We start from the raw sequence: 19,782 nt of genomic DNA, 5'->3' as shown, positions 1-19,782 counted from the left end.
CATCGACGTCCAGACGGCCGAAATATGTCAATATCGTTGACATGGCCCTCGCCGAAGACGCCCCGCTCGGTTACCTGCTCTATCGGGTGGCGAGCCTGCTGCGACCGGAGGTGTCCGCGGTGTTGGGCCCGCTCGGTCTGACGCTGCCCGAATTCGTCTGCCTGCGCATGCTTTCGATGTTTCCCGGGACGTCGAGCGCCGAGCTGTCCCGGCAGGCTGGGGTCACCCCGCAGGCGATGAACACCGTGCTGCGCAAGCTGGAAGACATTGGCGCCGTGGCGCGTCCGACATCGGTGTCCAGCGGCCGCGCCCTACCCGCCACGCTGACCGGGCAGGGCCGGGCCCTGCTGAAGCGCGCGGAAGGCGCGGTGCGGAACGCCGATGCCCGCATCCTGGCGAAGCTGACCGAGCCTCAGCAGCGCGAGTTCAAGCGGATGCTCGACAAGCTCGGGTCCGACTGAGCGGCAACTAAGCCGTCTGGATGCGGGCCCAGGGCCGGGCCTCTTCCAGTTCGTAGGCCAGCTCGAGCAGCAGCGCCTCCTGCCCGACGTCGGCCGAGAACATCATGCCGACCGGCATGCCGTCGTCGGACTGCGCCAACGGAAGTGAGATCGCCGGCTCGCCGGTGACGTTCTGCAGCGGGGTGAAAGACACCCAGTCGATCAGCCGCTCGATGACCTGGTGGTAGTCGGTGGGTGCCAGGTAGCCGATGCGGGGCGTCTCGTCGGCGAGCGTCGGGGTCAGCACGACGTCGTAGGTGCCGAAGAATTGCGCGGTACGCCTACGGATTCGGCGCAGGCGCATGATGGCCAGAGGCAATCGGTGGATGTTGCGGCCGGTGTGTCGCTCCAGACCGAGCGTCAGGCTGTCCAACCGCCCGCGGTCGAACGTCTTGCCGAACATGTGCCGGCCGCTGCGCACCTGGGCCAGCGCGAGAAATCCCCAGTAGAGGACGAAATCGTCGACGAAGCTGGCCGGCACCGGGGGCTCATCGAGGTATTCGACACGGTGCCCCAACTCCTCGAGAAGGCCGGCGGACTTCAGCGTCAGCTCGCGTACCTGGGGGCTGCAGTCGCGTTGCACCGACCGGGTCAGCACGGCGATCCGCAGCCGCTGTCTGCCGGGCCCGGTGACGTCCCCGACGGACGCCAGTTTCGGGTTGCGCCAGATGCGTTCGGCCTCCCGGTAGAGCGCCGCGGTGTCACGCACCGACCGGGTCACCACACCGTTGGCGACGATGCCCACCGGCATCCGGCGCAGGTGGGCGTCCAGCGGCAGCCGCCCGCGCGAGGGCTTCAGCCCGACGAGCCCGTTGCAGGCGGCGGGGATGCGGATGGAGCCGCCGCCGTCGTTGGCGTGGGCGATGGGCACCACGCCGGCGGCAACGAACGCACCCGAGCCCGACGAGGAAGCGCCGGCGCTGTAGTCGGTGTTCCACGGGTTGCGGACCGGCCCCAGCCGTGGGTGCTCGGCCGACGCGCTGAATCCGAATTCCGACAGCTGCGTCTTGCCCACGGGGGCCAGCCCGGTGGCCAGGAACAGCCGGGTGAATTCGCCGTCGGAGGCGGCATTCCACGGCGTCCACGCGTCGGTGCCGTGCATCGTCGGCTGGCCGGCGATGTCGACGTTGTCCTTGAGGAACGTCGGGACGCCGTCAAAGAAGCCGCTCGCCGCCGGGGCGGTTCGCGCCTGCTGGAACCCCGCATACGCCAGGCCGTTGAGGATCGGATCGACGGCCTCGGTGCGCGCGATGGCGGCCTCGACGACCTCCGCCCTGCTCACCCACCCGGCCTGGATGGCGTGGGCGAGACCCACCGCGTCCAGATCACCGAGGGCGTCGTCGCCGAACGCGTGCACGTGTCGCATAGCACCAGACGCTAACGCGCGCGTGCCCGCGGGTTAAGCCTGGCCCACCTCGAAGCGAACGAAGCGCGTCACCGTGACACCGGCCTCGTCGAGCAGCGCCTTGACCGTCTTCTTGCTGTCGGACACCGACGGCTGCTCCAGCAGCACCGCGTCCTTGAAGAATCCGTTCAGCCGGCCCTCGACGATCTTGGGCAGCGCCTGCTCCGGCTTGCCCTCGGCCTTGGCCGTTTCCTCGGCGATGCGGCGCTCGCTGGCCACGACGTCTTCGGGGACGTCGTCGCGCGAGAGGAAGCGCGCCTTGAGCGCGGCGATCTGGAGCGCGACCGTGTGGGCCGCGTCTTTGTTTTCGCCGCTGAACTCCACCAGAACGCCGACTGCCGGGGGCAGGTCGGCGGCGCGCTTGTGCAGGTAGGCCTCGACGTTGCCGTCGAAGTACTGCACGCGCCGCAACTCGAGCTTCTCGCCGATCTTGGCCGACAGGTCGGCGATGGCCTGCTCGACGGTCTTAGTCGCCGATCCCGAAGAAATAGGAGCCGCCTTGAGCGTCTCGACGTCGGCGGCCTTCGCGGCCAGCGCGGCGTCGACGACCTGGTCGGCCAGGGCCTGGAACTCGGCGTTCTTGGCGACGAAGTCGGTCTCGGAGTTCAGCTCGATCAGCGCGCCGCCCTTGGCCGCGACCAGACCCTCGGCCGTGGCGCGCTCGGCGCGCTTGCCCACGTCCTTGGCGCCCTTGATGCGCAGCGCCTCGACCGCCTTGTCGAAGTCGCCGTCGCTCTCGGCCAGCGCGTTCTTGCAATCCAGCATGCCGGCGCCGGTGAGCTCCCGAAGCTTCTTGACGTCGGCGGCGGTGAAGTTGGCCATATCAGCCTTCCGTGGGGGTGGATTCGGGCGCGCCCGCAGCAGCATCGGTGGGGGCGCTGGCAGCGGCGGAGGCCAGCAGTTCCTGCTCCCATTCGGGCAGCGGCTCGGCGGCTTCCGCCTCGGGCTTGCCGTCGCCGCGGCCGACTCCGGCGCGCGCCTGCAGGCCCTCGGCGACCGCGGAGGCGATTACCTTGGTCAGCAGCGCGGCCGAGCGAATCGCGTCGTCGTTGCCGGGGATCGGGTAGTCGACCTCGTCGGGGTCGCAGTTGGTGTCCAGGATCGCGATGACCGGGATGCCCAGCTTGCGGGCCTCGCCGACGGCGATGTGCTCCTTGTTGGTGTCGACCACCCAGATCGCCGACGGCACCTTGGCCATGTCGCGGATACCGCCCAGGCTTCGCTCCAGCTTGTTCTTCTCCCGGGTCAGCATCAAGATTTCCTTCTTGGTGCGACCCTCGAAGCCACCGGTCTGCTCCATCGCCTCGAGCTCCTTGAGGCGCTGCAGCCGCTTGTGCACGGTGGAGAAGTTGGTGAGCATGCCGCCCAGCCAGCGCTGGTTCACATATGGCATGCCGACGCGGGTGGCCTCGGCGGCGACCGATTCCTGGGCCTGCTTCTTGGTGCCGACGAACAGCACCGTGCCGCCGTGGGCGACGGTTTCCTTGACGAACTCGTACGCCTTGTCGATGAAGGTCAGCGTCTGCTGCAGGTCGATGATGTAGATGCCGTTGCGGTCGGTGAAGATGAACCGCTTCATCTTGGGGTTCCAGCGACGGGTCTGGTGCCCGAAGTGAGTGCCGCTGTCGAGCAGCTGCTTCATGGTTACGACGGCCATGGTTGCGCCTTACTTGTGTCGGTTGTCGCCCGGCATCGGGTGAAGCCGGGCCCTGGCGCCTGCTGCGATGCCGGACCCAGTTAAGGGACCGCCCGGCACGCGGTGCGAACTCCTAGTGGAACGGGAGACGCGGGGCGGACGCGCGAAGTCAGCCCGCGGACGAGCTGCGACCAGCAGTTTACACCGACTCAGCAGGTGGTTTTGCACAGCATCGGCGGGCCTGAGTGGTGCGGGCGCCGGCGGGGCAGTGAACTGAGCGGATGCGACGGGCCTGGTGGCTTTTAGTGTGGCTGACGGCGCTTAGCGCGGCGCCCGCCGCCGCGGACGACGCGCGCCTGGACTGGCCGTTGCGCCCGCCCCCGGCCCCGGCCGTGGGCCGGGGCTTCGACGCCCCGTCACCGGATTGGAAGCCCGGACATCGCGGGGTGGACCTGCCCGGCGCCCCCGGCCAGCCCGTGTATGCGGCGGGCGGCGCCACCGTGGTGTTCGCCGGGCAGCTGGCGGGACGGCCTGTGGTGTCGCTGGCCCACCCGGGCGGGTTGCACACCAGCTACGAGCCGGTCCGGGCCGCGGTGCGGGCGGGTCAGGCGGTGACGGCCCAGACGGTGATCGGCTCGTTGGAGGCCGGGCATGCCGGTTGCCGGGCCGCGGCATGTCTGCATTGGGGTGCGATGTGGGGTCCGGCGTCCGGCGCCCACTATGTCGATCCGCTGGGCCTGGTGAAGTCGACCCCGATCCGGCTCAAACCGCTGGACGGATGAGGGCGCTTCGCGGCTTCGCGTGTGCGTCCAGGGCTTCGCGTGTGCGTCCAGGGCTTCGCGTGTGCGTCCAGGGCTGTGCGTGTGCGTCCAGGGCGCGAATTTCCCGGATTTTGCGCCGTCAACGCACACCCGACGCCGTCAATGCAGACCCTCACGCCCGCGGGTGCGCCTGATCATGCACCGCGCGCAATCGGGAGACGGCGACGTGGGTGTAGAGCTGGGTGGTCGCCAGGCTGGAATGGCCGAGCAGCTCCTGCACCACCCGCAGGTCGGCCCCGCCTTCGAGCAGGTGCGTCGCCGCGCTGTGCCGCAGCCCGTGCGGCCCCATGTCGGGCGCACCGTCCACCGCGGCGACCGTCTGGTGCACGACGGTGCGGGCCTGGCGCACGTCGAGGCGCCGCCCGCGCGCACCCAGCAGCAGCGCGGGGCCCGACTCCGCGGTCACCAGCGTGGGCCGTCCGTCGTGCAGCCAGGCGCGCAGCGCCTCGGCGGCCGGCATCCCGAAGGGCACGGTGCGCTGCTTGTTGCCCTTGCCCAGCACGCGGATCACCCGATGTCCGGTGTCCACGTCGTCGACGTCCAGGCCGCACAGCTCGCTCACCCGGATTCCGGTGGCATACAACATCTCGACGATCAGCCGGTCCCGCAACGCCATCGGATCCCCTTGCTGGGCACCGGATTTCGCGGCGGCCATGGCGTCGAGCGCCTGGTCCTGGCGCAGCACCGCCGGCAGGGTGCGATGCGCCTTGGGCACCTGGAGTCGGGCGGCGGGGTCCCCGGCCAGCAGGCCGCGCCGCGCGGCCCATGCGGTGAACGCCTTGACCGCCGAGGTGCGACGCGCCAGCGTCGTGCGCGCCGCACCGGCCGCGGCCGTGGACGACAACCAGGAGCGCAAGAGCGGCAGGCTCAACGTGTCGAGCGCGGCGCCGCGGCTCTCGAGGAAGGTCAGCAGCGAGCGCAGGTCGCCGAGGTAGGCCCGACGGGTGTGCGCCGAACGGCCGCACTGCAGCGCCAGGTACTCGTCGAACTCCTCGAGGATGGCCTCCACGCCTGCAACGTTCGCAGGAGCCGGGGACCTGAATCAGCCGACGCGCCGAAGCGTGTCCGGGGTGAGATCTTTCAGCGTCGGATATCCGTCGACGGCCATGATCAGGTCGGCTTCAGCCAGCAGCGAACGCAGCACGTGCACAATGCCGTCAACGCCGCCCAGTGCCAGACCGTAGGCGTACGGACGACCGACGCCCACCGCGGTCGCGCCCAGCGCCAGCGCCTTGGCGATGTCGGCGCCGTTGCGGATGCCCGAATCGAACAGCACCGGGAGGCCGTCGGCCGCCTCCACCACCCCCGGCAGGCAATCGAGAGCGGGCAGTCCGCCGTTGGCCTGCCGGCCGCCGTGCGTCGAGCAGTAGATGCCGTCGACGCCACCGTCCCTGGCGCGCCGGGCGTCGTCGGGATGGCAGATGCCCTTGATGATGAGCGGCAGCTTGGTCAGCGATCGCAGCCACGGCAGGTCGTCCCACGTCAACGGATTGCCGAACGTCGTGACCCACTGCAGCACAGTGGCTTGCGGGTCCTCCTCGGGCGGGCGCTGCAGGCCGGCGCGAAAGACCGGGTCGCTGGTGTAGTTGCTCAGGCACAGCCCGCGCAACTGCGGAAAGTTCGCCGTGCTGAGGTCGCGCGGACGCCAGCCGGGGATCCAGGTGTCCAGAGTGACGATGATGCCCTTGTAACCGGCGGCCTCGGCCCGCTGAACAAGGCTGGCGGCGAGCTCACGATTCTTCGGCGTGTACAGCTGAAAAAACCCGGGGGTGTCGCCGAATTGTGCGGCGACGTCTTCCAACGGGTCGGCGGTCAGGGTGGAAACGACCATCGGGACACCCGTAACCGCCGCGGCGCGCGCGGTGGCCAGGTCGCCGTGGCCATCTTGAGCACAGATGCCGATGACGCCGATCGGGGCCATGAACACCGGCGACGGCAGGGTCAGGCCGAACATCTCTACCGACAGGTCACGCTCGGCGGCGCCGACGAACATACGGGGCATCAAACCCCAGCGGTCGAACGCCTCGCGATTGGCCCGCTGGGTGCGCTCGTCGCCGGCTCCGCCGGTGACATAGGACCACACCGACGGCGACATGGCCCGCTCGGCCCGGGCCTCGAGCTCCGCGAAGGCCATCGGCAGCGCGGGCGCCACCCCACCCAGGCCCTTGAAGTAGATCTCGTTCTGGTAATCGCCGAAGTGCGCCATGGGATAAGAGGATGCCAGCCGGCAGCCGGGCCGACGAACCCGCTACGAGGCCCCGGCCTCCGCCTCGGACAGTTCCCTCTTCCATTGCCGGAACGTCTCTTCGGTGCGTCCGCGCCGCCAGTAACCCGAGATGGACGACGCCCACCTGGCGTCCACGCCGCGCTCCTTGCGGATGTAGGGCCGCAGGTTGTGCATGACGCTTTGGGCCTCGCCGTGGATGAAGACGTGCACCTGGCCGGGCAGCCACGGCGTGGTGGTGACCGCCTCGATCAGCGGGGCGTGGTCGCCGGCGCGGTCCTCGGGAACCAGGTCGGCGCGGCCACCGCGATACACCCAGTGCACCTCGACGCCCTCCGGCGCGGTTAGCGGGATCTCGTCTTCCTGGCCCGCCACCTCGATGAACGCCTTGCCGACGGCGTTGGGGGGCAACGCTTCCAGCGCCGCGGCGATCGCGGGCAGCGCGGATTCGTCGCCGGCCAGCAGATGCCAGTCGGCGGCCGGGTCGGGCGTGTAGGCCCCGCCGGGACCCATCAAGAAGATCCGCTGGCCGGGCTCGGCGGCGGCCGCCCACTGGCCGGCGATCCCGTGCTCGCCGTGGGTGACGATGTTCAGGGTGATCTCGCGGGCCGCCACGTCGACGTGGCGGACCGTCATGGTCCGGACCGACGGCCTCTTCTCCGGGGGCAGCTCGGCGAAGCTGTCCAGCGTCAACGGCTGGGGCAGTTCCGCGACGTCGACGTCATCGGAGACGAACACCAACTTGACGTAGGAGTCGGTGAATTTGCTGGGCACGAAGGCGTCGAAATCCACGCCCCTCAGTACCACCGCGACCATGTGCGGTGTGAGTTCTTTCGTATCGACAACCTCGAAGCGTTGCAGAGGTCGACCCGCCACTTGTCCTCCCGTCCAGACCCGGCCCCCGGTCGACTATACGAGCCGCGTTGTCGGCGCAGCTTGACCGCCGGCGGCCCGGACAAGGCGCCATCGACCGTCCTGGCGCTGCACCAGCCCGGCCAGCTCCAGGATCGCCAGCGGCCCCAGCACGCGCTCGGGTGCCAGCCCCGACGCGACCGCGAGCTGCTCGACGGTGGCCGCGCCGCGGCCCGGCAGCGCCTCGTAAACCCGGCGCTCGGCGTCGCCGAGCCCGTCGAGCGCGGTAGCGGGGCGTGGTTCGTCGGCCGCCAACTCACCGATGCGGCCGATGAGCTCGACGACGTGGTCGGCCCGGGTCACCAGCTCGGCCCCGCCGCGCAGCAGCGCGTGGCACCCGGCCGACGCCGACGAGGTCACCGGCCCGGGCACGGCGGCCACCGCGCGTCCCAGCGCCCGCGCCCAGGCGGCGGTGTTCGCCGCGCCGCTGCGCAGCCCGGCTTCCACCACCACCACGGCGCCGGCGACGGCGGCCACCAGGCGGTTGCGGGTCAGGAATCGGTGGCGAGCCGGCCGGACACCGGGCGGGTACTCGGTGAACAGCAGCCCGTGCTGGCCGATGCGATGCAGTAACGCCGAGTGACCGCTCGGATAGGGGACGTCCAGCCCGCCGGCGAGGACGGCCACGGTGATCCCGTCGGCGTTGAGCGCCGCGCGGTGCGCCGCGCCGTCGATGCCGTACGCGCCGCCGGAGACGACGGCGACCTCACGTTGCGCCAGCCCGACGGCCAAGTCGTCGGCCACCTGCTCGCCGTATGCCGTCGCGGCCCGAGTTCCCACCACGGCTGCCGCGCGATGCGCCACCTCGTCGAGCCGGCTGGGGCCCTGCGCCCACAGCACCATCGGCGTCCCGCCGCGCGCCTTGACCGAAGCGCCCCCGAACGCCGCGAATGCCAGCAGCGGCCACTCGTCATCGTCGGGGGTGATCAGGCGTCCGCCACGGTTGGCGAGGAGCTCGAGGTCGGCCGCGGCGCAGTCGATTTCGCGCCTCGCCTCGGTGTGTCGCGCCAGCTCGTCGTCCACCAGGCCGCGGCGCACCCGGTCGGCGGCCTCCACCGGGCCGACGGACCGCACCAGGGCGGTGAGCTGGGCGCACGGCGGCTCGGCCACCCGGGACAGGTATGCCCAAGCGCGCAGCACGGGATCGTCGATAGCGGTCAGCATGGCCGTGTTCGCAGTTCCAAGCATTCGCCAAGGATCCGTTTAGCCGCGTGCGCGAACGTGTTGTCGTCGAACCCCATTCGCCATCGCTCAGCCGGCAACGAACGGAGGGAACCGTGATCATCTGCCAGCCGACCCGGCTCGCCGCGCCCGCCCGGCCCGTCAACCCCTGGGCGATCGCGGCGTTCGCCCTGAGCCTGGTCAGCTGGTGCGGGTTGCCCATTCCGATCCTGAGCGGCGCGCTGGCGTCCGTGGCGTTGCGCGACATGGAACACCGCGGCGAAGGCGGTCGCGCGATGGCGCAGTTCGCCCGGGCGTTCGCCATCCTGGTGACCGCGGCGATCGTAGTCCGGGGCGGACACAACGACTGGCTGACCAGGGCGTACTGGTGATCCGGCGCTCATCGCGCCGCCCCCGACTGCCGGAAGCTGAGCGCGGCCGCGACCTCCTCTGGTCCCGGCGACACCCCGCCGGCGAGGTCGGTCAGGCTCCACGCGACTCGCAGGGTGCGGTCCAGGCCCCGGATGCTGAGCAGCCCCAGGTCCAGCGCCTTCTGCAGTGGGGCCATGGTGGTGTTGCCGGGACGGAACTTTCGGCGCAGCAGCGCCCCGCTCACCTCGGCGTTGGTGCGGAACCCGTACGGTCGCCAGCGCTGGGCCGCCGCCGCACGGGCCTGCGCCACCCGCTGCCGCACCTGTGCCGTCGACTCGGCCTGGACGCCCGAGAAGGCGCCTGCCCGCACCGCATGCATCTGCACCCGCAGGTCGACCCGGTCGAGCAGGGGCCCGGACAACTTCCCCAGGTAGCGGCGCTTGACCGCGGCCGCACAGATGCAGTCCTGCGGGTCGGCGGGCGCGCATGGGCACAGGTTGGCCGCCATCACCAGCTGGAACCGCGCCGGGTAACACGCCACCCCGTCGCGGCGGGCGAGACGAATCTCCCCGTCCTCCAACGGGGTTCGCAACGCCTCCAGCGCATGCACGCTGATCTCCGCGCATTCGTCGAGGAAAAGCACGCCGCGGTGCGCGCGGCTCACGGCGCCCGGGCGCGCCATGCCCGAGCCGCCGCCGACGAGCGCCGCCACGCTGGAGCTGTGATGTGGCGCCACGAACGGCGGGATGGTGATCAGCGGCGTGTCCCCCGACAGCAGGCCGGCCACCGAATGGATCGCGGTGACCTCCAGTGACTCGCTCTCCGACAGCGGCGGAAGCAGGCCCGGAAGTCGTTGGGCAAGCATCGTTTTCCCGACGCCCGGCGGGCCGGTGAGCATGAGGTGGTGCGCCCCGGCGGCGGCTACCTCCACCGCGAAGCGCGCCTGCGTCTGCCCGACCACCTCAGCGAGATCCACCGAGAGTTCCGGCGCGGTGGCCGTCGGGGTGATTCTGTCCTCCAAAGCGGCCGACGCGCCGAGCCACTTCTGCAACTGCCCCAGCGTGCGCACGCCCCAGACCTCGATGCCGTCGACCAGGCTGGCCTCGGCCAGATTGTCCACCGGGACGACGACGGCCGGCCAGCCGTCGCGTTTGGCGGCCAGCACCGCCGGCAGCACGCCGCGCACCGGGCGGACCCGGCCATCCAGCGACAGCTCACCCAGAAGCACCGTCTTCTCCAGGCGCTCCCACGGGTTCTTACGCTGCGCCGACAGGACGGCCGCGGCCAAGGCGATGTCGTAGACCGAGCCCATCTTCGGCAGCGTCGCCGGGGAGAGCGCCAGCGTGAGCCGCGCCATCGGCCAGCTGTTGCCGCAATTGGCCACCGCCGCCCGCACCCGGTCCCGGGACTCCTGCAGGGCGGCGTCGGGCAGACCCACCAGGTGCACGCCCGGCAGACCGGAGGTGATGTCGGCCTCGATCTCCACGATCTGCCCGTCCACCCCGCGCACGGCGACCGAGAAGGCGCGCCCCAGCGCCATCAGCCGATCCCTTGCAGGTGGGTGATTTCCGGGGTGCGGCGGCGCCCGATCCGCACCTGGATCACGTCGATGCGAAGCCCGGCCCAGCGGGTGTCCTGGGCGGCCAGCCACAGCCCGGCCAGCCGGCGCAGCCTGCGCACCTTACGCTCGGTGACCGCGTACGGCAGCCCGCCGTAGCCGTCGCCGGTACGGGTTTTCACCTCGACGAACACCACCGTGCGGGCGGCCTCGTCGCAGGCCACGACGTCGAGTTCGCCGTAGCGGCAGCGCCAGTTGCGGTGCAGCACGCGCAATCCCATCTTCGTCAGATGGTCCACCGCCAGCGCCTCACCCATCGCCCCGAGCTGGACCCGGGTCATCGTCGTTTCGGTCGTCATGGGGCAACTGTGCGCAACGGCCACGACAAGGCCGGCCGCGGCGGCGCCGGCGGGCCCGGCCGGGCGACCGGTTATCCCCAGCGCCGCGTTCATCCACAGCCGGCGGGAAACGACTAGCTGATTCGATCCGCTCGGGTGTAGACGTTCATCGAGTCCTCGCGCAGGAACGCCACCAAAGTGATCCCGGACTCCTCGGCCAACGAGACCGCCAGCGACGACGGCGCGGACACCGCGGCGAGCACCGGAATCCCGGCCAGCACGGCCTTCTGCGTCAGCTCGAAGGAGGCCCGACCACTGACCAGGAGCACCGAGCCCGCCAGCGGGACCCGCCGGTGTTCCAGCGCCCAGCCGATGACCTTGTCGACCGCATTGTGCCTGCCCACGTCCTCGCGCACCACCAGCATGGTGCCGTCGACGCCGAACAGCGCGGCCGCGTGCAGCCCCCCGGTGCTGTCGAAAACCTTTTGCGCCGAACGCAGTTGGGTTGGCATCGCCTTGAGCGTCGCCGCCGCGACGGTGGCGGGATCCGCGCCGGGCGCGAAGCGGCCGATCAACCGCACCGCGTCCAGCGACGCCTTTCCGCACACCCCGCACGACGAGGTGGTGTAGAAGTTGCGGGTGACGTCGAGGGTGGGCGCGGGGACGCCGGCGGCCAGCGTCACGTCGAGGACGTTGTAGGTGTTCGCGCCGTCGACGGCGCCGCCGCAGTACCGGATGGTCTGCACGTCGTCGCGGCCGGCGATGATCCCCTCGGTCAGCAGAAAGCCTTGGGCCAGTTCGAAATCCGCGCCGGGCGTGCGCATCGTCACGGTGACCGCGGCGCCGTTCACCCGGATCTCCAGCGGCTCCTCGACGACGAGCGTCTCCGGCCGGGTGATCGCTTTACCGGCGGAGAGGTGCTTGACCCGCCGGCGTGCGGTTACGTGCCGCACTGGGCGATTTCACCGCCAGCCGGGCGCGCGGCGCAACGCGGGGACATCACGCAGCCAAAGCTACCCTGGTCGACGTCACACCGCCGAAGCCAGCGCCGCCAGGGTTTCCGCCGACGAGTGCAGCGGCCGCCAGCCGAGCTGGGTGCGCGCTTTGGTGGTGTCCATGACCATCGACGTGCGCGCGGTGTGCAGCCACTCCAGCATCGACGGGACCAGCGGGACCCGCGACAGCGCCGCCGACGCGGCGGAGGCGGCGACCGCCGGCACCCGCACCGGACGGCCACCCAGGGCCCGGGCCACGTCGCCGACCGTCACCACGCCGTCACCGGCGATGTTGTAGGCGCCGGGCGGCGCCGGGGCGGTGGCCGCCAGCGCGATCGCGCTCGCGACGTCGTCGTGGTGCACCAGCTGCAAGGGAATGCCGGGATCCGGCACGACCGGCTTCAGGATCGGCACCGCCTTGACCACGGCGCGCATCGGGCCGGGCAGCTGGTTCCACGGCATCGCGTCGGCCAGGACGGTGGCGTTGGGCCCCGCGACGATGCACGGCCGCAGCACGAACACCTCGAGCGGCGAGTCCTTCGTGATCTCACCGAGCAGCGCCTCGCACGCCGCCTTCTGCGCGGAGTAGTAGTGCTCGTCGGAGCCTCGCGCCGGGACGTCTTCGGTCAGCGGGTCGGGGTTGTCGGCGTGGTAGCCGTAGGCCGCCACCGACGAGGTGTACACCAGGCGGCGCGTCCGCTCGCTGGCCACGGTCGCCTCAAAGACGTTGCGGGTGCCCTGCAGGTTGATGCGGGCGCTCTCTTCCCGCGAACCCATGATGATGAAAGCCAGGTGGATCACCACGTCGGCCTGCGCCACCAGGGCGTCGACGGCATCGCGATCCAGGATGTCGCCCTGCTGATAGCTGGTCTTCAGCCAGCCGCGCGACGACGGGTCGAACGGCCGGCGCGCCATCCCGACGATGGCGTCCACGGCGGGTTCGCGCTCCAGCGCCGTCACGGCCGACATGCCGATCTCGCCGGTCGGCCCGGTCACCGCGACCGTAATTCCCATCCCAAGGCTCTTGCCCGGCCGGGGCCCGGCGAAACCACGGGTGGGAAACATCACCCCCGGAACGGCGCGGGGTGCCGCCATTTGTGAGCGCCGGACGTGCGGGTACCCGTATTGTCAGCAAATGTTTTCGCCGGCCCGTGGCCGGCAGCCCGGGGCGCGTGGATTTCGGTGCAATCGCACCGAACATCGTGTGAGGCTCGCGCCGAGGACCGATAATCTACGGCGATCAGGCGCGGGGTCATACTGCCGACTGCGCAGGAAATGAGGCACAACATGGGGGACGAATCGACGGCCGACGGCGGCTCGACGCCCGGCGGTGAGAAGGCCGACCCGGGTACCGTTTTCGCCGCGCTGGCCGAGATCATCTACCAGGGCTCCGACGCCGGCCAGATGTATGCGGCCATCTGCGTCGCCGCCACCCTGGTCGTCCCCGGGTGTGACCACGCCAGCCTGTTGGTGCGCGAGGGCGACCGCTACGTCACGGTGGGCGCGAGCGACCGGTTGGCGCAGCACGTCGACGAGCTGGAACGACGTTCGGGGGACGGACCCTGCATCGACGCCATCGAGGAGGAGACGCCCCAGATCGATCCGGACCTCACCACGCCGTCGCTGTGGCCCAAGCTCGCGAAGGTCCTGGTGGCCGAGACCCCGGTGCGCGGGGCGATGGGCTTCCGGCTGCTGATGGACAAGCGCAAGGGCGCCGCGCTCAACCTCTTCAGCGACACTGCCAACGTGTTCGACGCCGAGTCGGCCGGACGCGGGGCGCTGCTGGCCGCGTTCGCCAGCGTGGCCATCAACGCGGTCGCCAAGGGTGAGGACGCCACCAGCCTGCGCCGGGGGCTGCTGAGCAACCGGGAGATCGGTAAGGCGGTCGGCATGTTGATGCTGCTCCACGACATGACCGAGGAGGAGGCGTTCGACCTGCTGCGGCGCCATTCCCAGGCATTGAACATCAAGCTGGCCGATGTGGCGCGGGAGGTCATCGACCGCCGCGGCGAACTGCCGGCCCCGGAGGACAAGCAGGCGGCGGGCGACGGCTAGCGCCGGCTATTCCGGCAGCCGCAGCTCGGGCTTTTCCACCTCTTCGATGTTGACGTCCTTGAACGTCACCACCCGGACCTGTTTGACGAACCGCGCCGGACGGTACATGTCCCACACCCAGGCGTCGGACAGTCGCAGCTCGAAGTACACCTCGCCGTCGGCGTTGCGGGGCACCATCTCCACGCTGTTGGCCAGGTAGAAGCGCCGTTCGGTTTCCACCACGTAGCTGAACTGGCCGACGATGTCCTTGTATTCGCGGTACAGCGAGAGCTCCATCTCGGTTTCGTACTTTTCGAGATCCTCGGCACTCATCTGCTCAGACGTCCTTCTCGGAGAAACACTTCCCCGGCGTTCCGCCCGGGGAATCTTCGACCCATCTTTCCTCACCGATATTCGCCGCGCGCGGGCGAGGGTCCGGCCCGCATTCCGCCACCACGCGGCCGCCCGCCGTCTCTGACCCTAGGGCCACCCGCCGCACATTGATGAACGAATGGCGATGTTCGGGGCAGGGACCCAGCCGGGTGAGGGCCGCGCTGTGCGCCGGTGTGCCGTAGCCCTTGTGCTCGGCGAAGCCGTACCCCGGGTGCTCGGCGTCCATGGCCACCATCAGCCGGTCCCGGCTCACCTTCGCCAGCACGCTGGCCGCGGCGATGCACGCCGCCACCGCGTCTCCGCCGATCACCGGCAGCGACGGCACCGGCAGGCCGGGCACCCGGAATCCGTCGCTGAGCACATACCCGGGCCGCAGCGACAGGCCGGCCACGGCGCGGCGCATCCCTTCGATGTTGGCGACGTGCACGCCGCGCCGGTCGACTTCGGCCGGCGGGATGAACACCACGTGGTAGGCCAGCGCGTAACGCCGGATCAACGGGAACAGCTTCTCCCGGGCGCTCTCGGTGAGCTTCTTCGAGTCATCAAGCGCGGCAAGGCTTTCCAACCGCCCCTGCCCGAGCACGCAGGCCGCCACCACCAGTGGGCCCGCGCAGGCGCCGCGGCCGACTTCGTCCACGCCGGCCACCGGCCCCAGACCGCTGCGGTACAGGGCGGACTCCAGGGTGCGCAATCCGGACGACTTGCGGATCACCGTCCGCGGCGGCCACGTCCGGGTCATGGTCGCGCCATGGCTACTGATGTTGCTGCGGGTTCACCGAAGACACGCCACCCCATCGTCCCGGCGGCCACACGATGAACCTCGCCTTGCCGATCACGTTGGACACGGGAACCGTTCCCGACGTCGGATCGCCCGTGCACAACACCCCTTTGAGCGCCTCGGCCGGGACGCTGGTGCAGTGGGCACGCGAATCCGCCGAGTGCGTCCTGTTGTCACCCATCACCCACAGCCGCCCCTGCGGGACGGTGACCGGCCCGAACTCGCTGCCCAGGCACGGGTAGACCGCGGGGTCGGCCATCATGGTGGCCGGGTCCAGGTAGGGCTCCTTGAGCGGCTTGCCGTCGACCGTCAGACCGGTGTCCGCCCGGCACTGCACCGTCTGCCCACCGACCGCGATGACCCGCTTGACCAAGTCGTTCTCGTCGGGAGGCACGAAGCCGATGAAGGACAGCGCGTCCTGCGCCCAGCGCAGGACGGTGTTGTTGGACCGGATCGACTTGTACCCGAGGTTCCAGGAGGGCGGTCCCTTGAAGACGATGACATCGCCCGGCCGCGGTGCGCCGAAGCGATAGCTGACCTTGTCGACCATGATCCGGTCGCCCACGCAGCCGGCGCACCCGTGCAGCGTCGGCTCCATCGATTCCGACGGGATCAGGTAGGGCCGGGCAACGAACGTCAACATGACGTAGTAGAGCCCCACCGCGATCACCGCCAGGAGCGCGAATTCCCGCAAAGTGGATCGCTTGGCGCGCTCCGGCGCGCCGTCCTCGGTCGCCTCCCCCGGCTCGGGGAGCGGTTCGGCGTCCTTCGATGACTCGCCTTCGGGCGTGTCCGGGATGCGGGTGGAGACCTTCGGCTCTGACTGGGCGGACTGGGGCTCAGATGAGTCCGTGGGATCGGTCACGAGATCAGAGTAGCCAGCGCAGATTGTGACGCTGTAAACCGACCGGAACTGCCGCCCGGCCGCCCCGGCTCAGCGCTTTTCCTTGATCTTGGCCTTCTTGCCGCGGAGCTCACGCAGGTAGTACAGCTTCGCGCGGCGGACATCGCCACGGGTCACCACCTCGATGTGGTCGATGTTCGGGGAATGCACCGGGAAGGTCCGCTCGACGCCGACGCCGTAGCTCTCCTTGCGCACGGTGAAGGTTTCGCGGATGCCGCCGCCCTGCCGGCGGATCACCACGCCCTTGAACACCTGGATACGCTCCTTGGCGCCCTCGATGACCTTGACGTGCACGTTGATGGTGTCGCCCGGGCCGAAAACCGGGATGTCGTCGCGCAGCGACGCTTGGTCGACGAAGTCCAGGCGGTTCATCGTAAGAAGACACTTCCTTGCGGTCGCGGCCTGCGGCAACAGCCCTCACCGCGAGGGTGAGCGGTCGCCAAGCCGATGGTTTTGGGCAACTTGCGCGTATCTCGCAGCAGGCGGGAAGCGGCCCGGCCGGCCTGCAACCGCTGGAGACAACTGGTCAATTGTGCCAGACGGGACGCGTGCGGAGAAAATCACAGGACCGGACGCGGTTCGCAGCGAGCCGAAAGGGCTGGTGAATGGTACATATGAGCTGGGCTGGAACGCGCTGACCGCGCGATTCGGGCCCGCGTTCGAGCAGCTTGGGAACACCGGAGGAGAGGAATGCGCGTTCGGCCGCTGTTTCTGCTCACCGCCACCGCGGCGGTGGCGTTGGTGGTGGCCGCCGGATGCGAGGCGAAGGTCCAGGCCAAGGCATACAACTTCCCGGTGTACGTCACCCCCGACCGCGGACTGCGCCAACCTCCCCCGCAGGTGGCCGAGCTGATGCTCGAGGCGGCCAAGCCCACCCAACCCGAACAGCAACCGACCGCCGCGGGCCCCGTGGGCCTGCAGGCGCGGGTGCAGCGGGCCACCGACGAGGCCGCCGCCGGCGGAGCCGCGCTGTCGGTGGCGATCCTCGACCGCAAGACCCACGAACTGGTCTCCACCGGCAACAGCCAGGTCATCGGCACCGCGTCGGTGGCCAAGCTGTTCATCGCCGACGACCTGCTGCTGCACGAATCCCAGGGCAAGGCCGCGCTGAGCGCGGACGACCGGCAGGCGCTGGACATCATGTTGCAGTCGTCCGACGACGGCGCGGCCGAGAGGTTCTGGGCCCAGGGCGGCGAGAACGCCATCATCGCCGCGGTCGCGGCCCGCTACGGGCTCACCTCGACGACCCCGCCCAGCGACGGACGCTGGTGGAACACGATGAGCTCGATGACCGACCTGATCCGCTACTACGAGATGCTGCTCGACGGATCGGGAGGGCTGCCGGCCGACAAGGCGAAGGTCATCGTCGACGACCTGGCGCAGTCCACCCCGAATGGGCTCGACGGTTACCCGCAGCGCTTCGGCATCCCCGACGGGCTGTATGCCGAACCGGTGGCGGTCAAGCAGGGCTGGATGTGCTGCATCGGCAGCGACTGGATGCACCTGTCGACGGGGGTGATCGGCGCGGACCGTCGATACATCATGGTGGTGCAGTCTTTGCAGCCCTCCGACGACGCCACCGCCCGCGAGACCATCACCCGTGCGGTCAAGACGATATTTCCCGAGGGCCGCATCGATCCGCTGCGGCGCGGGCTCTAGTCGTCGCCGGGCTCTAGTCCGGGCGAGTCCAGCAGCTCCGGGCGCCGTTCACGGGTGCGCTGCAGTGAGACCTCCCGGCGCCATGCGGCGACGCGCGCGTGGTCGCCGGACAACAACACCTCGGGAACATCGAGCCCGCGCCAGCTCGGCGGCCGGGTATAGCTGGGCCCCTCCAGCAGCCGGTCCAGGGCCGGCGAGTGCGAATCCTGCAGGTGCGACGCCGGGTTGCCGAGCACCCCTTCGAGCAGGCGCACCACGGCTTCGATCATCACCACGGCCGCCGACTCGCCACCCGGCAGGACGTAGTCGCCGATCGAGACCTCCTCGACCCGCATCCGCCGGGCGGCGTCGTCGATGACCCGCTGGTCGATGCCCTCGTAGCGGCCGCACGCGAACACCAGGTGCTCCTCGGCACTCCAACGCTGCGCGTCCGCCTGGGTGAACAACGCACCGGCGGGCGTGGGGACGACCAAAACGGTTTGCTCCCAACAGATTTCGTCCAGCGCCTCGCCCCACACCGGCGCCTTCATCACCATCCCGGGGCCACCGCCATAGGGTGCGTCGTCGACGGAGCGGTGCACATCGTGCGTCCACCGGCGCAGGTCGTGCACCCGCAGGTCGACCAGGCCGGACTGAATCGCCTTGCCGGGCAAGGATTGCCGTAACGGATCCAAGAAGGCCGGGAAGATGGTGACGACGTCGATCCTCATGCCAAGTCCAGCAGGCCCTCGGGGGGATCGATCTCCACGACGTGATCGTCGAGCGACACCGACGTGACGATCGCGCCGACGAACGGCACCAGCACCTCGCCGCCGTCGCCCCGGCGCACCGCCAGCAGCTCCCCGGCCGCCGTGTGCAACACCTCGGCGACGACGCCGACATCCTGGCCCGTCACTGTCCGCACGCGCAGCCCTTCGAGCTGGTGGTCGTAGTAGGTGTCCGGCTCGTCGATCGGGGGCAGGTCAGCGGAGTCGACGACGAACAGGGTGCCGCGCAGGGCGTCGGCGGCGTCACGGTCGGTCACCCCGGCCAATCGCACCAGCAGCCGCCCACCGTGTTCGCGCACGCTCTCCACGACGAAGTCGCGTTCCGCGCCACCGCGGGATGCCTTGCCGCGCAAGGTGTTACCCGGCGCGAACCGGGACTCGGGGTCGTCGGTGCGGACCTCGACGACGAGCTCGCCGCCGATCCCGTGCGCTTTCGCGACGCGCCCGACGGTCAACTCCAACGGAGTTCCATTCCCGGCTACTGGTCGGTGTCCACCACGTCGACGCGGATCCCGCGGCCACCGATGCCGGCGACCAGGGTGCGCAGGGCGGTCGCGGTGCGCCCGCCGCGGCCGATCACCTTGCCCAGGTCGTCGGGGTGGACGTGCACCTCGACAGTTCGGCCACGGCGGCTGGTCACCATGTCCACCCGGACATCGTCGGGGTTGTCGACAATTCCGCGGACCAGATGCTCCACCGCATCAACGACGACCGTACTCATCGCCGCGGTCAGCTCTCGGTGCTCGGCGCGGCCGGCTCGCCGCCCTCGGCAGTCGTCTCCGCGGGCGCGGCCTCGGCGGCGGCCTCCGGCTCAGCGGCGGCCTCCGGCTCGGCGGCCTTGGCGGCCTTCTTCGCCCCTGAAGTTGAAGCCTTCTTCTTGGGCTTGGCGGCCTCGGTGGTGGGACCCCCCTCGGCCTCGGCCAGCGCGGCGTTGAACAGCTCGAGCTTGCTGGGCTTGGGCGGGGCGACCTTCAGGGAGCCCTCGGCGCCGGGCAGGCCCTTGAACTTCTGCCAGTCGCCGGTGATCTTCAGCAGCTTGAGGACGGGCTCGGTGGGCTGGGCACCGACGGACAGCCAGTACTGGGCACGCTCGGAGTTGATCTCGATGAGGCTCGGCTCTTCCTTCGGGTGGTAGCGGCCGATGACCTCGATGGAGCGGCCTTCGCGGCGGGTCCGCGCGTCGGCGACGGCGATGCGGTACTGGGGATTGCGGATCTTGCCGAGGCGGGTGAGCTTGATCTTCACAGCCATGGTTGAGCGGATTCTCCTGTATGTGTCACGCTGCAATTCAGCGATGCGGGCGGGATGCCCGGATCCGGTTTTGC

Annotated in this window: 23 protein-coding genes and 1 pseudogene; 5 read left to right on the top strand and 19 right to left on the bottom strand. The window is 70.2% G+C overall.

Annotated features, from left to right (window positions below; genetic code table 11):
• Positions 1 to 41: 41 nt before the first annotated feature.
• On the top strand, positions 42 to 461 hold the full coding sequence (locus A5713_RS14545; protein ID WP_068092792.1) for a MarR family winged helix-turn-helix transcriptional regulator: 420 nt from the start codon (positions 42 to 44) through the stop codon (positions 459 to 461).
• A 7-nt stretch (positions 462 to 468) separates the two neighbouring features.
• On the opposite strand, the gene A5713_RS14540 is transcribed toward A5713_RS14545, so the two are convergent.
• From A5713_RS14540 to rpsB, 3 genes are read right to left on the bottom strand one after another with little or no spacing between them, the layout of a single operon-like run.
• Positions 469 to 1,866: an amidase gene (locus tag A5713_RS14540; protein ID WP_068096476.1), complete on the bottom strand. Its 1,398-nt coding sequence runs from the start codon at positions 1,864 to 1,866 to the stop codon at positions 469 to 471.
• A 33-nt stretch (positions 1,867 to 1,899) separates the two neighbouring features.
• Positions 1,900 to 2,727, bottom strand: a complete 828-nt coding sequence (gene tsf, locus A5713_RS14535; protein ID WP_068096474.1) for a translation elongation factor Ts — start codon at positions 2,725 to 2,727, stop codon at positions 1,900 to 1,902.
• 1 nt (position 2,728) lies between these two features.
• Positions 2,729 to 3,562, bottom strand: coding sequence for a 30S ribosomal protein S2 (gene rpsB, locus A5713_RS14530; protein WP_067918955.1), 834 nt, complete (start codon positions 3,560 to 3,562; stop codon positions 2,729 to 2,731).
• Between the two features lie 296 nt (positions 3,563 to 3,858).
• Between rpsB and A5713_RS14525 the strand changes: the two are divergent.
• Positions 3,859 to 4,314: pseudogene (locus tag A5713_RS14525) on the top strand (M23 family metallopeptidase); the annotation flags it as partial.
• Positions 4,315 to 4,474: 160 nt separating this feature from the next.
• Here the strand turns inward: A5713_RS14525 and A5713_RS14520 are convergent.
• The 4 genes from A5713_RS14520 to dprA are packed head-to-tail and all read right to left on the bottom strand — an operon-like array spanning position 4,475 to position 8,662.
• Positions 4,475 to 5,371 (bottom strand): tyrosine recombinase XerC, encoded by an 897-nt coding sequence (locus A5713_RS14520; protein WP_068096465.1) that lies wholly within the window; start codon positions 5,369 to 5,371, stop codon positions 4,475 to 4,477.
• A gap of 33 nt (positions 5,372 to 5,404) precedes the next feature.
• Positions 5,405 to 6,568: a lactate 2-monooxygenase gene (locus A5713_RS14515; RefSeq protein ID WP_068096464.1), complete on the bottom strand. Its 1,164-nt coding sequence runs from the start codon at positions 6,566 to 6,568 to the stop codon at positions 5,405 to 5,407.
• Positions 6,569 to 6,610: 42 nt separating this feature from the next.
• On the bottom strand, positions 6,611 to 7,462 hold the full coding sequence (locus A5713_RS14510) for a siderophore-interacting protein (protein ID WP_068096460.1): 852 nt from the start codon (positions 7,460 to 7,462) through the stop codon (positions 6,611 to 6,613).
• Positions 7,463 to 7,495: 33 nt separating this feature from the next.
• A complete protein-coding gene (gene dprA / locus A5713_RS14505) occupies positions 7,496 to 8,662 on the bottom strand; it encodes a DNA-processing protein DprA (protein WP_068096457.1) in 1,167 nt (388 codons plus the stop codon).
• A gap of 47 nt (positions 8,663 to 8,709) precedes the next feature.
• Between dprA and A5713_RS14500 the strand changes: the two genes are divergently transcribed.
• Positions 8,710 to 9,051, top strand: a complete 342-nt coding sequence (locus tag A5713_RS14500) for a DUF4190 domain-containing protein (protein WP_231980411.1) — start codon at positions 8,710 to 8,712, stop codon at positions 9,049 to 9,051.
• 8 nt (positions 9,052 to 9,059) lie between these two features.
• On the opposite strand, the gene A5713_RS14495 is transcribed toward A5713_RS14500, so the two are convergent.
• The 4 genes from A5713_RS14495 to A5713_RS14480 form a co-directional block, all read right to left on the bottom strand.
• Positions 9,060 to 10,571, bottom strand: a complete 1,512-nt coding sequence (locus tag A5713_RS14495; protein WP_068096455.1) for a YifB family Mg chelatase-like AAA ATPase — start codon at positions 10,569 to 10,571, stop codon at positions 9,060 to 9,062.
• Positions 10,571 to 10,948, bottom strand: a complete 378-nt coding sequence (locus A5713_RS14490) for a YraN family protein (RefSeq protein WP_067918973.1) — start codon at positions 10,946 to 10,948, stop codon at positions 10,571 to 10,573. Before A5713_RS14490 ends, A5713_RS14495 begins: the two co-directional genes overlap by 1 nt.
• 113 nt (positions 10,949 to 11,061) lie before the next feature.
• A complete protein-coding gene (gene fdhD / locus A5713_RS14485; RefSeq protein ID WP_068096454.1) occupies positions 11,062 to 11,880 on the bottom strand; it encodes a formate dehydrogenase accessory sulfurtransferase FdhD in 819 nt (272 codons plus the stop codon).
• 75 nt (positions 11,881 to 11,955) lie between these two features.
• Complete coding sequence (locus tag A5713_RS14480; protein ID WP_068096449.1) at positions 11,956 to 12,936, bottom strand: NAD-dependent epimerase/dehydratase family protein; 981 nt, start codon at positions 12,934 to 12,936, stop codon at positions 11,956 to 11,958.
• A 273-nt stretch (positions 12,937 to 13,209) separates the two neighbouring features.
• Here A5713_RS14480 and A5713_RS14475 point away from each other — a divergent pair, with 273 nt between their 5' ends.
• Positions 13,210 to 13,977: a GAF and ANTAR domain-containing protein gene (locus A5713_RS14475; protein WP_067918974.1), complete on the top strand. Its 768-nt coding sequence runs from the start codon at positions 13,210 to 13,212 to the stop codon at positions 13,975 to 13,977.
• A 6-nt stretch (positions 13,978 to 13,983) separates the two neighbouring features.
• Here A5713_RS14475 and A5713_RS14470 read toward each other — a convergent pair whose 3' ends face one another.
• The 4 genes from A5713_RS14470 to rplS form a co-directional block, all read right to left on the bottom strand.
• Positions 13,984 to 14,289 carry a DUF2469 domain-containing protein gene (locus A5713_RS14470; protein WP_007171389.1) on the bottom strand — a complete coding sequence of 102 codons (306 nt, stop codon included), beginning with the start codon at positions 14,287 to 14,289 and terminating at the stop codon, positions 13,984 to 13,986.
• A 4-nt stretch (positions 14,290 to 14,293) separates the two neighbouring features.
• Positions 14,294 to 15,088, bottom strand: coding sequence for a ribonuclease HII (locus A5713_RS14465; protein ID WP_068096447.1), 795 nt, complete (start codon positions 15,086 to 15,088; stop codon positions 14,294 to 14,296).
• Positions 15,089 to 15,101: 13 nt separating this feature from the next.
• A complete protein-coding gene (gene lepB / locus A5713_RS14460; protein WP_067918965.1) occupies positions 15,102 to 15,992 on the bottom strand; it encodes a signal peptidase I in 891 nt (296 codons plus the stop codon).
• Between the two features lie 69 nt (positions 15,993 to 16,061).
• Complete coding sequence (gene rplS, locus A5713_RS14455) at positions 16,062 to 16,403, bottom strand: 50S ribosomal protein L19 (RefSeq protein WP_007775353.1); 342 nt, start codon at positions 16,401 to 16,403, stop codon at positions 16,062 to 16,064.
• Between the two features lie 318 nt (positions 16,404 to 16,721).
• Here rplS and A5713_RS14450 point away from each other — a divergent pair, with 318 nt between their 5' ends.
• Complete coding sequence (locus A5713_RS14450; RefSeq protein ID WP_067918966.1) at positions 16,722 to 17,690, top strand: hypothetical protein; 969 nt, start codon at positions 16,722 to 16,724, stop codon at positions 17,688 to 17,690.
• Here A5713_RS14450 and trmD read toward each other — a convergent pair.
• Genes trmD through rpsP form a run of 4 tightly spaced genes read right to left on the bottom strand, consistent with a single transcriptional unit; the run spans position 17,687 to position 19,708 of the window.
• On the bottom strand, positions 17,687 to 18,400 hold the full coding sequence (gene trmD, locus A5713_RS14445; protein ID WP_068096443.1) for a tRNA (guanosine(37)-N1)-methyltransferase TrmD: 714 nt from the start codon (positions 18,398 to 18,400) through the stop codon (positions 17,687 to 17,689). The two genes, A5713_RS14450 and trmD, sit on opposite strands and share 4 nt — an antisense overlap.
• The gene (gene rimM / locus A5713_RS14440; protein WP_067918968.1) at positions 18,397 to 18,918 is read right to left on the bottom strand and encodes a ribosome maturation factor RimM; all 522 of its coding nucleotides are present in this window, start codon (positions 18,916 to 18,918) and stop codon (positions 18,397 to 18,399) included. The genes trmD and rimM overlap by 4 nt, the downstream gene beginning before the upstream one ends.
• A gap of 17 nt (positions 18,919 to 18,935) precedes the next feature.
• Complete coding sequence (locus A5713_RS14435; RefSeq protein WP_003878715.1) at positions 18,936 to 19,178, bottom strand: RNA-binding protein; 243 nt, start codon at positions 19,176 to 19,178, stop codon at positions 18,936 to 18,938.
• Positions 19,179 to 19,186: 8 nt separating this feature from the next.
• Positions 19,187 to 19,708, bottom strand: coding sequence for a 30S ribosomal protein S16 (rpsP, locus tag A5713_RS14430; protein WP_067918969.1), 522 nt, complete (start codon positions 19,706 to 19,708; stop codon positions 19,187 to 19,189).
• Positions 19,709 to 19,782: the final 74 nt, after the last annotated feature.

This window comes from Mycobacterium sp. E2497 (genome assembly GCF_001668695.1).
Classification (GTDB): Bacteria; Actinomycetota; Actinomycetes; order Mycobacteriales; family Mycobacteriaceae; genus Mycobacterium.
This window is presented reverse-complemented; position numbering and strand designations above follow the sequence as displayed.